Genomic DNA, 13,484 nt, shown 5'->3' on the forward strand with positions numbered 1-13,484 from the left:
AACTATTTCAACCACCCTCTGACTCCCCCTTCATAAAGGGGAGAAGGCTAACATTGAAATGGAAGAAGAGTTAGTATCCCTTGCAAGAAAAGCCGGCAAGGCTGTGCGCGAAGTGTTTGAAAAAGGAACCTGGGAAACCACATTCAAGAGCGATCAGTCTCCATTAACGGAGGCGGATCGTGCCTCCCATCGAATCCTGACCGAAGGTCTTTCACTGATTGCGCCTGGAGTGCCCATCCTTTCTGAGGAAGCAGAACAAATTTCCTATGAGATTAGAAAGGATTGGGAATACTACTTTTTGATTGATCCGGTTGATGGAACGCGGGAGTTTGTTAGAAAAGTCCCGGAGTTTGCGATCAATGTGGCGTTGATTCAGAAAGGCAGACCGATTGTCGGTATCGTCCATTCTCCTTTGGAAGGGATTTCGTATTATGCGAGGAGGGGGAGCGGCGCTTACAGGATCGGTGAAAACAGGGAGGCTCTTCCGGTCGGGCGCGAAGACTCGGACCGCATCCGCGTACTGCTGTCGCACACCGATAAAACTCCGGGTTTGAACGAACTGATGAAAAAGTTACCGGACCCAACTGTTGCAAGAATGGGAAGCAGTCTAAAGTTTTGCGCGGTCGCTGAAGGAAAAGCCGATTTTTATCCACGCCTGAAGCCAAGCATGGAATGGGATACTGCCGCGGGAACGATTCTCGTGGAAGAATCAGGAGGGATCGTGTGCGAATTGACGGGCGAGAGAATCGAGTATAATCGTCAGGTTATGCTCAATCCGCCCTTTTTTGTGCTCGGTAAATCACTGTTTCAGAAAATGCCGGATTGGAAAGAAAGACTATTTGAAAGAGGAGCGTTTCAGTTTGATGCAAATCATAAATAAATCGGTTTTGATTTCACCTTATGGTGGAAAATTGGTTGACCTGCTCGTGCGGGATCAGGAAGAAAAAGAAGCTTTAAAGATATACGCGGGAAGCTTGCCTTCGATTCAAATTTCGCCGCGTTCTTTTTGTGATATTGAATTGCTGGCGACGGGAGCTTTTTCTCCTTTGAAAACATTCATGGGAGAAAAGGATTACTGGCGTGTTGTGGGCGAAATGAGATTGGCAGATGGGACCTTTTTCCCGATCCCGATCACACTTCCGGTCGAAGAGTTTGAAGGTCTCGCGCTGGACAAAGAGATTGCTTTGCGCGGTCCGCAGAATGAAATCCTTGCGATTCTGAATGTTGAAGAGATTTACGGGTGGGACTATGAAAGCGAAGCGCAAAATGTTTATGGAAGTCTGGATACGCGGCATCCTTTGATTTCTGAAATGAACCAGTGGGGGCCATTGAATATTTCAGGCTCTTTGCGCGTGATCGAACTGCCAAAACATTATGATTTTCTTCATCTTAGAAAAACACCGCTGGAAGTGCGGGACCGGTTGGCCATGTTGGGTTTTGAGAATGTTGTCGTATTTCAAACGCGGAATCCCATGCACCGGAGCCATGAGGAACTTACCAAACGCGCGATGGATCTGGTGCACGGAGCGTTGTTGATCCATCCCACGATCGGAGTAACACGCCCGGGCGATGTGGATTACTACACGCGAGTTCGGTGTATTCAAACGCTGGTGAATCATCATTATGATCCCACACGAATTGCCTTCAGCATATTTCCACTGGCCATGCGCCTGGCAGGCCCCCGCGAAGCGTTGTGGCATATGATCATCCGGCGCAACTACGGAGCAAATCATTTCATTATTGGCCGCGATCATGCGAGCCCGGGAAAGGATTCGACGGGAAAGCCTTTTTATGATCCGTATGCCGCGCAGGATATTGGCGCGCGGTATCAGGATGAAATCGGTGTAAAGATTCTACCGTTTCAGGAATTTGTTTACTTAAAGGAAGAGAGGAGGTATGAGGAAATCGATAGAATCCCGGAAGGAAGCGCAACTTTGAGCATTTCCGGCACAGAGATTCGCGAGAACTATCTCCAAAGCGGTAAATTGTTGCCTGAATGGTATACACGGCCGGAAGTAGCGCAGATTCTGATGCAAACCTATCCGCCCAAATACGAACAGGGCTTCTGCATCTGGTTTACCGGCCTTCCCTGTGCCGGCAAATCAACCATCGGAGAGATTTTGCTGGTGAAATTGTTCGAGAAAGGTAGGCGCGTAACATTCCTGGATGGTGATGTCGTTCGCACTCATCTTTCGAAGGGCCTTGGGTTCGACAGGACCGGGAGGAATGCAAACATTTTGCGCATCGGCTTTGTCGCTTCTGAAATCATCCGCCACAACGGTGTTGTCGTTTGTGCCGCCGTTAGTCCTTACCGTTCTACGAGAGATCAAGTGCGCGCCATGTTTCCGGTTGGAAATTTCATCGAAGTGTTTGTCGATACTCCCCAGTCTTTATGCGAAGAGCGTGATGTGAAGGGAATGTACGCAAAGGCCAGGAGAGGCGAGATTCAGGGATTTACAGGGATTGACGATCCTTATGAAGCCCCGGTTCAACCGGAAATCACGATTAAAACGGCAGAAATTACTCCATTCTATGCAGCAAATGCTATCATCGAACATTTGCTCAACTTAGACTACATACGCTAACTGAGCGCAGGCTTCCAGCCTGCATTATGGGCCGCAGGCATCTTGCCTGCATTATGTATATGATTCCAGTAATTCTGTTCGATCTTGACAACACACTTTATACCGAAGAATGTGGAATTTTTGATCTCATCGACCAACGAATGGATGAATGGCTGATCACGAGACTTCAAGTGCCGCAATCGGAAGTGAGTGATTTTCGCCGGAAATATTTCCTGCGATACGGGACCACTCTTCGGGGGTTGATGCTGCATCATCAAGTCGAACCGATGGACTTCTTGCGTTTCGTTCACGACGTTCCGGTAAAGGATTTTCTTTCGATTGATCTGGATTTGCGGCGAACGCTCGAAGAAATTGTGAGCCGGAAAATCATCTTCACCAACAGTGACGAAGCGCATGCGAATCGCATTCTGGATGCGCTCGGCATTCGGGATCTGTTCGAAAAAATCTTTGATATCGAAGCCATGGGTTTCGTTCCCAAACCGAACCCGGAAGCCTACCAGGCTGTCTTGAACTACGCCGGTGTACGGCCCGCGGAATGTTTGTTAATCGATGACATGGAACGAAATCTGAAACCGGCAAAGGCTCTGGGAATGCGTACGGTGTTGATAGGATCAGGAGAGCCTGCGGAAGATAGTCATCACGCGATTGCCAATATCAAGGAACTGAATCTGGCGCTTCACAGAATTGTGGACCAAAATTAGATTACAATATAGACTTCCGCTATGATCGATCAATCTTTTCTGAGGAACGTCTTTCTGTTTAAGAATCTTGATGAAACAGAGAATGACAGGATCAGCGGTCTGCTGAAGGAAGAGAATTTCAATGAAGGGGACATCATTCTTACGGAAGGGCATGCCGGAAACGCTTTGTATGTGATCTGGTCCGGCAGAGTTAGAGTGAGCCGGCAATTCGATCAGGAATTTTTTGTTTTGACCGAATTAGGTCCGCATGATTTTTTCGGAGAGATGTCGCTGATCGACGATTTTCCTACTTCCGCTACGGTTGACGCGCTTACCGAGACCACGGTTCTCAAGATGAGCCGTGAAGATTTTAAGTTCCTTACTTCTGTCGATGATGAGCTCACCTCGAAGATATGGGAGTCTATTGCCCGGAGTCTGATTAGAAGAATCCGCAAGACAGGCGAGCTTGTGAAAATGTACTACGGATTGAACAAGGCTCTTTGTGAAAACGAACAGTTTCGTGAGTTATATACTTCCTGGAGTTTCCACAGATAATAAGCAAAGTAGCGTAGGCGTCTCGCCTACGTAATGCGCAGACGGGACGTCCGCGCTACTTTTTAAACTTCAGCACAACCGCGGTGATGTTATCTTTACCGCCTGCTTCATTGGCAAGGTGAATGAGTGCTTCGCAGACACCCGCAAGATCGCCTTCCTTCTCCTTTAACACTGCGGCCATCTGATCAGCTTCGACCAATCCGTGGAGACCGTCACTGCAAAGAAGAATCAGGTCCCCATCGGCCAGCTGAATCTCCTGGATCGGGAATTCAATATCCTCTTTCGAGCCGATCGCTTTGGAGAGCACATTTTTCAACGGAATCCGCTGCAACTGTTCTTCGGTGAATGCGCGACGCACCCATGTTTCATTCAGCCACACATCGTCCCTGGTGAGAAGCTTCACCTCCTTTTCACGCCATAGATAAGCTCTGGAATCACCGACGGAAACCAGGGACGCAACATCATCGGAAATCACCGTCGCCACAGCTGTGGTGCCCATGCCTGTGTATTCCTGATGGGAGTCGGCAAGTTGCCATATCTTGTGATTTGCAAGTTTGACCGCCGTCCGCAACCTGTTTGCGTCAAAACTCATTTTGGGATCGATCCCAAATGGCCATGTCAGCTCCCTTTCCTGGTGAGATCGCACCATGAAGTTTTCAATGCTTTTTACCGCCGTCTGGGAGGCTACATCTCCAGCGTTATGCCCACCCATTCCATCTGCGACGACGTACAGATTAATGTCCCGATTCACGATATAGGAGTCTTCGTTCCGTTGCCGCTTCCTCCCTATGTCACTGGTACCGTAAGCACTGATCATGCGTACAACATAATACTTGACTGTAAGGGCGACCACAAGGGTCGCCCCCTACCAGTTTTCGGAGCATTGCTGTATCTTTAATTGCTATGGATGAGACTGGAGTTCTGACGGCGGAAGCTCCCGTTCGAAAGAAAAAAGTATTCAAAAATGTTCTGATCACTCTGCTGTATTTTTTCAGTATATCGATCGGCTCTCTGTTTGGCTTTTTTCTGTCTTATTTGAACCGCCTGCCTCAAGTTGAACAGAGCGAAACATTCCGTCCTAATGTTCCCGGTCAGGTTTATTCTTCTGATGGAAAATTGATTGAAGAATTCGCTGTAGAGAAAAGAGTTCTGTTGAGGTCGATTGATGAAATTTCTCCCTTTTTAAAGAACGCACTGATCGCTGTAGAGGACGCACATTTCTATCAGCATCCGGGTGTTGATCCATGGGGAATTCTGCGGGCTCTTTACGTCAATTTGAAAACCGGACGGGTCGTAGAAGGAGGGAGCACATTAACCCAGCAGCTTGCGAAGTTGCTCTTCCTGAAGCCGGAAAAGACGATGGAACGCAAGATTCAGGAAGCGATGCTCGCCGTGCAACTCGAGCGAAGGTACACAAAGGACGAAGTGTTCCTGTTGTACGCAAATCAAATTTATCTGGGTCATGGCATCTACGGCGTTCAAGCTGCCTCTCAATATTACTATGGCAAACCGGCTAAGGACTTAAATCTGGAAGAGGCTGCGCTGATTGCGGCATTGCCGAAGGCTCCCGAAAATTTTTCGCCTTACACGAATCCGGAGCAGGCAATGAAGAGAAGGAACCATGTGTTGCAGCGCATGATTCAGGAAAAATTCATAACGGGACAGGTAGGCGAGGAAGCAAAGAAAAAACCGCTAGGCGTAAAGACCGTAGTTCCAAAAGTTTCCGTGGCTCCCTATTTCACAGAAGAGATCCGGAAGTATCTGGAAGGCAAGTATGGATTCTCGGGTATCTACGAAAGCGGGCTCCAGATTTATTCAACCCTCGATCCTTTCATGCAGGCGGTGGCAGAGAGATCTCTCGATAAAGGGGTGCGCGCGCTGGACAAACGCCATGGTTTCCGAAAAATAACGACGGTTTTGAAAGAGCAGGAAATGGAACATTACCGATCGCCGGACCGGTCTGAGCTTTTTGAAACAGGCAGAATTGTGAAAGGTGTCATCACGGAAGTATCTTCCAAGCAGGTGGTTGTAAGAATTGGTAAGGAACAGATCACTCTACTTCCTGAAGGTTGGAGCTGGACCGGCAGAAAGGATCCTGCCTCAGTTTTCGCGCGGGGGATGGTGACGGATTTCAAAATTACTGAAATGAAAGATGGTCGGATCGCAGCGATTACACTGGACCAGCCTCCTGTGGTGGATGGAGCAATCGTTGCAATGGACATCAAGACCGGCAAAGTGTTCGCACTGGTGGGAGGATCCGATTTCACTACGAAAAAATTCGATCGTGCAACTCAGGCAAACAGGCAAACCGGATCAGCGTTTAAACCATTCATCTACGCAGCGGCGTTTGAGCGAGGGTTCACTCCGTCCGATGTGATGGTGGATGCGCCGATCTCCTATTACGATCCGTGGTCAAAGAAGACGTGGTCCCCCCAAAACTATACGGGGGATTTTCTCGGATCAATGACTTTGCGCCGGGCATTGGAACTGTCTCGAAATACGATCGCTGTACGACTTCTAGAGCAGATCGGTGTTAAGTATGCAATTCGCTATATTGAACAATTTGAAGTGAACAAGAACATGCAGCCCTACTTGCCTCTTGCCCTGGGAGCAAGTGAAGCGACGTTGATTGACATGGTTCGCGGGTATGGCGCTTTTGCAAATCAGGGCTTGATGATGCGGGCTTATCTGGTGGAAAGGGTTTTGGATCGCGATGGCAATCTTTTAGAACAGAATTTGCCCTTTGCCAAAGAAGTGATGCGTGCCGATGTCGCCTATTTGATGACGGACGTGCTTCAGGGAGTGATTCGACGCGGTACGGCAGTAAAAGCGAAAAGGCTGAAGCGCCCGCTTGCTGGCAAGACAGGAACCACCGATGATTGCACGGATGCATGGTTTATCGGTTATACGCCGAGTATGGTTGTAGGCGTTTGGGTTGGTTACGACGAAAAAAAATCCCTGGGGAAAAAAGAGACCGGAGCCGAGGCTGCTTTGCCCATCTGGATCGACTTCATGGAAACGGTCCTTAAAGACAAGCCCGTGGAGGAATTTCAGGCGACTTCAAATATTGTAACGATCGCCATCGATCGACATTCTGGTTTACGCGCAACTCCGGACTGTACCGATGTAATCCTGGAATCTTTTGTTGCGGGCACCGAACCAAAACAGTATTGCGGCCCCGAGCATCATGGCCAGGTCCCGCTGGTTCCGGAGGAACGCGAATCCATGCAACTCGTTGTGCCGCCAGAAGAACAAAATTAACACGAAGGCACAGAGACACAGAGAAAATATCTCATTTTGACTCTGTGACTCTGTGTCTCTGTGTTGAATTTATTTCTTTTTCTTCTTGGCGGGTTTGCTTTTCTTCGGAGCAGCTTTTGCTTTTGGTTTTGCTTTGACGGTTGCTTTAGACACTTGGGCCTTCTTTGGCTTTGCTTTTGACACAGGTTTAGCTTTCTTCGCTTTTTCTTTTTTAGGCCGTGGAGGAGGCGCCGCTTGTTTTTTTCCTGGTTTCGCCGGAAGCATTTTCAGTTTTCCCCTTCTAAGTTCCTCTGCAGTAGCTTTTCCTTTCGGTCTCTCGACCGCGCGAATTGCTTCGAGGACCGCCTGTTTGACCTTCTTCATCGGACGCGGAGCATCGTCGGACAACCGGGATTTCTTCTTCTTGTAGGAACGGTTGATGATCTCCAGCAGTTTTTCGGCTTCTTCCCAACTCGTCAACTGCGCCTGGCGCCAACCTGCATCGTGAAGCATTTCAACAGGATGCGGGTGAACAAATGGCTGGTTTTCGATCGATGAAAGATCTTTTGGGGCCGGCTTGAACTCAACAAAAATGATCTCATGACTGCGGTTCATTCCAAGCGTACAAATCGTCTGACCTTCACTCTTGATAAAGATCCGTTCAGGGGAAGAACTGCTCTCATTATCCGCAGTAAGTTCGTCTTTTAGCTTGATATAAATTTCTTCGGCCGTCATTTTGACATAAGAATATACACGCATTGTTACAATTAATCAATAAGAATGATAAATGTAGTATTATTTTAGTCCATCGAAGATTAGCTTATGACAAATATCCCACGACTAAATCGCGACAATATTCTGTTTATTTTCATTGATTTGCAAGACAAGCTTTTGATGAAGATTCCGGATGTTCAGCAACTGCTATCGCGCAATGAGCTGCTCATTGCGTCTGCTAATGCGTTAGGTCTACCTTATATGGTGACGAGTCAATATCGCAGAGGTCTCGGTGAAATTGCAGGATCGCTCAGGGACAAAATTGAAGTTCCCGTTTTGGACAAGACAAGCTTCAGCTGTGTGGGAGATGAAACCATTGGAAAAGAACTGGAAGGATTCAGAAGACGGTCGCTGGTGATTTCGGGTGTTGAGACTCACATTTGTGTCATGCAAACCTGTCTGGACCTGCTGGCTAAGGGATTTCAGGTTTCCATTGTCGCGGACGCCGTTGGGGCCCGGAAACAGGCGGACCATGAACTCGGACTAAAGCGGATGGAATCTTCCGGCGCTCTACCGGTAACCGCCGAGATGGTCATTTATGAGCTGCTTGGCCGCAGCGATTCCGACGCGTTTAAAAAGATCCTTCCTTTGATTAAGTAGCGCGGACGTCACGTCTGCGCAGCCGCAGGCGGGACGCCCGCGCTACTTTGATTACCAACACCCGATGGGGGCTCCCGGCGGTGGCTCAAGCGGTGGAGTCAGGTGAATCTCCTTTGGATTCTCCTGAAAGCGAATGATCTCCGATAACGCGAACTGATAATGAGCGTTTACTTCCTGGCTAGCCGATGCTTTCAATTGGGCCTTTAACCAATCCTTTAACTGATCCAGTTTCTGATAAGAAATCGCTCTAACCTGCGACGCTGTTTTGTCGTTTGCGGTGAGGTTCATCAAAGAATACAACGCGAGCATATTAACTACGCGTCTGATTTCTCCATGATAGCCGTTTTCCTGTTGCGCTTTCCACGTCGCGGCGAGAAGTTTGTCGACCACATCACTGAAACCAGGCAATTGCGAATCCAGTGAATGCATTTCAACCAATCTGGCAGCGCGTTCCGGATGAAGAATCACGTACAGAATCATGTTCGCCGCGCTTTCCGGGGGAGCCAGCGCATCGAATGTCAGTCCAGTTCTCACGCGAAAAGTTTCTCGCCATCGCGGGTAGCCGTAAGCTCGCGGAGGAATGAGTTTCAATACAGGATCCGGTACTGCCAGTGCATCCGGTTGCAGCAGCGAAAGCAATGACTGCAGCGCATTGACTTGCATTGCAGCGGGAACCGGACGCGGTCCTTTTTGATTGTCCCCTCGCAGCGTGTAGCTGTAATCCAGACCCCCGATCAACTTTGAAACATTAATGATTTGATATCGGTGAAATAGATAAATCGGCACCAGTACTTCTTCCAAGTTCGAAAGTGGAATTCCTTTCCGGATCGTGTTTTCAGAAAAACGGGACAACGCCAGTTCTCTGACTTTGACAATATGTTTCAGCTCCTGGACGGCATCTTTGCCGTTATCCCACAAGTGAGCCTGCGGATGTGCGCCTCCATCCGGCCGTGCATCTTCATCTACGATGAATAGGAGCCCGCGCGCAGTCGCGTCTTGGAGGATCTGGTCGAGCGTCTTCGCGTCTGACGCGTCAGAATACCCATATCGAATCGCAACCTTGTCCCATTCACCGATCCCTTTCGCGTACGCATCGGATAAATCGAACGAACCATCTGTTCGTATCTTTATCAATGGATGAGGATAATCCATCACAGACGCTCGATCGCTCATGCTGGCTGCAAAATTGTGCGTGAGGCCGAGCGTGTGTCCGACTTCATGTGCCGAAAGCTGGCGAATTCGAGCGAGTGCCATCTCCAACATTTCTGGCGGAACGTTTTCCCCTTCGTAGGGAGCAAGCAATCCTTCGGCAATCATGTAATCCTGACGCACCCGCTGCGAACCAAGAGACACGTGCCCTTTGATAATCTCTCCCGTTCGAGGATCCACTACCGTGGCGCCATAGGACCAACCGCGAGTTAAACGGTGCACCCACTGAATCACGTTGTATCGAACGTCCAGTGGATCGGCACCTTCCGGCAAAACTTTTACTTGAAATGCGTTTTTGTAACCTGCAGTTTCGAAAGCCTGATTCCACCAGCTTGCTCCTTCCAGGAGCGCAGTCCGCACCGGTTCCGGCGCGCCCGAATCAATGTAATAGATGATCGGTTCCTCGGCTTCGCTGTTTGTGCCCGGATTCTTTTTTTTCAATCGATGCCGCGCAATCCACTGTTTCCAGATTGGTTCTCCTATGGGAGTAGAAAAATCCATAAAACGAATTCCATAAAACCCCGCGCGCGGATCAAATTTACGAGGTTCGTATCCGGGTTCCGGCGCTTCAACAAAGGAATGGTGCTCGCGGACTGTGATGCTTTTTGGAGAAGGAGTCACATCGCGAACAAACTCGCCTGGATCGTTACCTGTGAAAGTCAAAGTAACTTCGACTTCCGTATTTCTCGGAAAATTCTTCGTACCATCCATGTAAAATGCCGAGCGTGAGGCTTCCAGCTTGAATTCACCTTGCTTATTTTCTTTCAGCGCGGAAATCACATCAAAAACATCCTGCAGATAGAATGAAGTTGCATCAACTAGGACTTTATTCTTGTCTTCAGCTGCAACTTCAAACCCCCACAGAACAGATTCAGCAAACGATTCCCGAACAGTTTTGGTTTCAGCCGCGTTTTCGGTGAGTGCGCGAAATGAGTAATTCGGTTGCACGAGAAGTATTTTGGGACCGCTTCGAATGAACTTTACGACTCGAGTATCTCCCAGCTTGCCACGATCCAGTCCGACATCGTTTGATCCGAGTCCGGCAGGGAGCCAGTGAACGTAAAGAAATTCTGTTTCGAGTTTATCGATTTCCAGCCAGATTTTTCCTGAATGAGAGTGCCAGTAGAAAGGGAAGAACCCGGGAAATTTCTGCGCACCTGACGTCTTTTCGGCAATGCCGGGAACCTGCTCACTATGGGCGGTGCAGGCGATGAAAAGGCAGATCAGAAAAGAAAGGATTCTCATTCAAACTGACGCAAGATCATGTGATACAACAACGCGGCTCTTTTGTGCAAAGAGCTCGTCAGGATGTGTTCCGTTAATGCATGCGCTCCGCCACCTTCTGCTCCCAGACCATCTAGAGTCGGTACTCCAAGGGCAGCCGTCAGGTTTCCATCGCTTCCTCCGCCGGTCCAGAATTCCGAAAGAGCGTAATCCAGGGTGTGGCCGATCCCTTTTGCCTGCTCGTAAAGTTTCAACACTTTCTCGTTGCGTTCCAGCGGAGGTCTGTCAACGCCACCTTCCACTGTGATGAGGGATCCCTCCTTCTTTGGAGACAAAGAATCAAACTTGCTGGAAAGCCACTGAATATCATCCATTGCATCACACCGGACATCGATGATTGCTTCGGCTTCTTCCGGTATCACATTAACGCGCGTGCCTCCTTTGATCAAACCTGCGTTGACGCTAATTCCATTCCGCAACTTGTTCCAGCTATGCAATTCAAGGATTTGATGAGACAACTCTTCTATTGCGTTCACGCCCTTTTCCGGTTCGACACCTGCATGTGCAGCTTTTCCGTGAGCTGTTACCGTGTATCGACCTACTCCACGGCGTTTGGTTTTCAAGGAATTGTTGGGTCCGCCAGGTTCCAGGACAAAGGCGGCTCTAGCGCTCCTCGCCTCATGTTCAATCAACTCGCGGGAGCTTACGCTCCCTATTTCTTCATCAGAAGTTGCAAGAAAAGTGATCGGATATTTAGCCAGGCCCTGATTGCGGATCAGGCTCAATGCATAGAATGCGATGAGAAGGCCCGCCTTCATATCGAAGATGCCCGGACCGCGTCCGATTTCGTCATCGATTTCGCATGGAAATCGCTGCAGAGTTCCCAACTCCCAGACCGTATCAAGATGTCCGATCAGGAGAAGATGTCCGTGACGCGAACCCCACCGCGCGATCAAATGGTTCCCGCGAGTCGCGTCTTCCTTCCACTCAATCGACATTCCAATATCTTCGAGTTTCGCAGCAACAACACGTCCAAACTGATCCACTGAAGATTTATCAGAAGTGGGTGACTCCATCTCCACCCAGCTTCTCAGATCGGAAACCATTCTCTGTTTTTGAGCTTCGAAATGCGCTGCGGTTTCCTTTGGGTGCATTCTTTTCTATTCCAGGGCGAATTGCATCGTGCCATTCATCACGACGCGATCTTGAACTTTTGCCAGGACGGAAAAGCGACCGAGTCTTCCTTTGCGGCGAACGAGCTCGGCTGACATCACAACTTCATCACCCGGCCGAATCGGTTTGCGGAATCGCACTTTGTTAAGCCCGGAAAACAGAACAAGCTTGTTCCTGTTTTCCTCTTCGACGTAGATCAAAATCGCGCCAAGTTGGGCGATCGCTTCGGAAAGAATGGAGGCAGGTACGATGCGTAAACCAGCGGGTAAGCCCTCAAAGTACCATTCGTTGTAAGTGACGCATTTCACGCCGGTAATGCTTTTTTGCGGATCCAGGCCGGTGACTCTATCGATCAAAAGAAAAGGATGCCTGTGGGGCAAAAGCTGAAGGATTTTCTCGATATCCGGCAAGTTGTCTTTTTGCATACTCAGAACTCGGCACTCGGAACTCAGGACTGAATTATAATGGTAGAAGGATGAATCTCCAACTTCGCGCAGCTGCTGTTGCCGGATATTTTTATTCCGGTGAAAAGAGTCGTTTAGAAAAAGAATTATCGGAACTTTTGCCGGCAAAAAAAGAGAAGGTGCGTGCAAGGGCGATAGTTGTACCGCACGCAGGTTACATGTATTCCGGTAGTGTAGCGGGTGAAGTTTATGCTTCTGTGGAGTTGCCGGAAACCTTCATCATTCTTTGCCCGAATCACACCGGATCCGGAAGCGATTTTGATTTATGGAGCGAAGGAGAGTGGTCTACTCCGCTTGGCAGTGCTCAAGTGGATGTGGAACTGTGCAGGCAGTTAATGCGAAATTTTCCACGCAGCGTGACGGATGGCACAGCTCATCTTCGCGAGCATTCCTTGGAGGTTCAACTTCCTTTCTTGCAATATCTGAAAGAAAAGTTCTCCTTTGTTCCGTTGTGCATCCGCCAATGGGACTACTCCTATCTGGAAGATCTGGGTCATGCACTGGCGAAGATTGTTTCCAGCGCAGGGCGTGACGTCCTGATTATTGCGAGCAGCGACATGACCCATTACGAAAGCCAACAGTCTGCGGAAAAGAAGGACCGGCTTGCGATCCAGCAAATGGAATTGATGAACCCAAAAGGTCTGTATGATACGGTTCACGAAAATGATATCTCCATGTGCGGATACTTGCCCGCGACTGCGGCGATGATCGCAGCGAAGGATCTTGGCGCAACCTCCGGCCGTCTGTTGAAATACGCCACTTCAGGCGATGTCACCCGCGACTATTCCAGCGTCGTCGGCTATGCAGGTCTCATTTTTTAACGCGGAGGCGCAGAGACGCAGAGAAAAATGCAATCTCTCAACCAATGAAAGTGCGTTTTGTACTACTGACGTTGAACTTCTTGTTTTTTTAGAAGGATTTTCGCAAAAGGATATTAAACCGCAGAATATCGAACAAAGGAACTCCGAACCGCAGAAGTA

The 13,484-nt window shown here is 49.0% G+C and carries 12 protein-coding genes; 7 read left to right on the top strand and 5 right to left on the bottom strand.

Annotation, left to right across the window (positions count from 1 at the left end):
- Positions 1–58: 58 nt before the first annotated feature.
- Genes cysQ through L0156_18590 form a run of 4 tightly spaced genes read left to right on the top strand, consistent with a single transcriptional unit; the run spans position 59 to position 3,820 of the window.
- Entirely contained in the window at positions 59–880 is an 822-nt protein-coding gene (gene cysQ, locus L0156_18575; protein ID MCI0604995.1) for a 3'(2'),5'-bisphosphate nucleotidase CysQ, read from the top strand.
- Positions 864–2,585 carry a bifunctional sulfate adenylyltransferase/adenylylsulfate kinase gene (locus tag L0156_18580; protein MCI0604996.1) on the top strand — a complete coding sequence of 574 codons (1,722 nt, stop codon included), beginning with the start codon at positions 864–866 and terminating at the stop codon, positions 2,583–2,585. Before cysQ ends, L0156_18580 begins: the two co-directional genes overlap by 17 nt.
- Before the next feature lie 59 nt (positions 2,586–2,644).
- The gene (locus L0156_18585) at positions 2,645–3,286 is read left to right on the top strand and encodes a pyrimidine 5'-nucleotidase (GenBank protein MCI0604997.1); all 642 of its coding nucleotides are present in this window, start codon (positions 2,645–2,647) and stop codon (positions 3,284–3,286) included.
- 21 nt (positions 3,287–3,307) lie between these two features.
- Entirely contained in the window at positions 3,308–3,820 is a 513-nt protein-coding gene (locus L0156_18590; protein MCI0604998.1) for a cyclic nucleotide-binding domain-containing protein, read from the top strand.
- Positions 3,821–3,875: 55 nt separating this feature from the next.
- Here the strand turns inward: L0156_18590 and L0156_18595 are convergent, their stop codons facing one another.
- Positions 3,876–4,637: a Stp1/IreP family PP2C-type Ser/Thr phosphatase gene (locus L0156_18595; GenBank protein ID MCI0604999.1), complete on the bottom strand. Its 762-nt coding sequence runs from the start codon at positions 4,635–4,637 to the stop codon at positions 3,876–3,878.
- A gap of 86 nt (positions 4,638–4,723) precedes the next feature.
- Here L0156_18595 and L0156_18600 point away from each other — a divergent pair, with 86 nt between their 5' ends.
- Complete coding sequence (locus L0156_18600) at positions 4,724–7,081, top strand: PBP1A family penicillin-binding protein (GenBank protein ID MCI0605000.1); 2,358 nt, start codon at positions 4,724–4,726, stop codon at positions 7,079–7,081.
- Between the two features lie 69 nt (positions 7,082–7,150).
- On the opposite strand, the gene L0156_18605 is transcribed toward L0156_18600, so the two are convergent.
- Positions 7,151–7,819 carry a hypothetical protein gene (locus L0156_18605; GenBank protein ID MCI0605001.1) on the bottom strand — a complete coding sequence of 223 codons (669 nt, stop codon included), beginning with the start codon at positions 7,817–7,819 and terminating at the stop codon, positions 7,151–7,153.
- A gap of 63 nt (positions 7,820–7,882) precedes the next feature.
- Here L0156_18605 and L0156_18610 point away from each other — a divergent pair, with 63 nt between their 5' ends.
- On the top strand, positions 7,883–8,434 hold the full coding sequence (locus L0156_18610; protein ID MCI0605002.1) for an isochorismatase family protein: 552 nt from the start codon (positions 7,883–7,885) through the stop codon (positions 8,432–8,434).
- Positions 8,435–8,485: 51 nt separating this feature from the next.
- Here the strand turns inward: L0156_18610 and L0156_18615 are convergent, their stop codons facing one another.
- From L0156_18615 to fabZ, 3 genes are read right to left on the bottom strand one after another with little or no spacing between them, the layout of a single operon-like run.
- Positions 8,486–10,888 carry a zinc-dependent metalloprotease gene (locus tag L0156_18615; protein MCI0605003.1) on the bottom strand — a complete coding sequence of 801 codons (2,403 nt, stop codon included), beginning with the start codon at positions 10,886–10,888 and terminating at the stop codon, positions 8,486–8,488.
- A complete protein-coding gene (locus tag L0156_18620) occupies positions 10,885–12,021 on the bottom strand; it encodes a M20 family metallopeptidase (protein ID MCI0605004.1) in 1,137 nt (378 codons plus the stop codon). The genes L0156_18615 and L0156_18620 overlap by 4 nt, the downstream gene beginning before the upstream one ends.
- Before the next feature lie 6 nt (positions 12,022–12,027).
- Positions 12,028–12,465: a 3-hydroxyacyl-ACP dehydratase FabZ gene (fabZ, locus tag L0156_18625; protein MCI0605005.1), complete on the bottom strand. Its 438-nt coding sequence runs from the start codon at positions 12,463–12,465 to the stop codon at positions 12,028–12,030.
- Between the two features lie 50 nt (positions 12,466–12,515).
- Between fabZ and amrB the strand changes: the two genes are divergently transcribed.
- Positions 12,516–13,325 carry an AmmeMemoRadiSam system protein B gene (gene amrB, locus L0156_18630; GenBank protein ID MCI0605006.1) on the top strand — a complete coding sequence of 270 codons (810 nt, stop codon included), beginning with the start codon at positions 12,516–12,518 and terminating at the stop codon, positions 13,323–13,325.
- The last annotated feature ends 159 nt before the right edge of the window (positions 13,326–13,484 follow it).

The organism is bacterium (genome assembly GCA_022616075.1).
Lineage (GTDB): Bacteria > Acidobacteriota > HRBIN11 > JAKEFK01 > JAKEFK01 > JAKEFK01.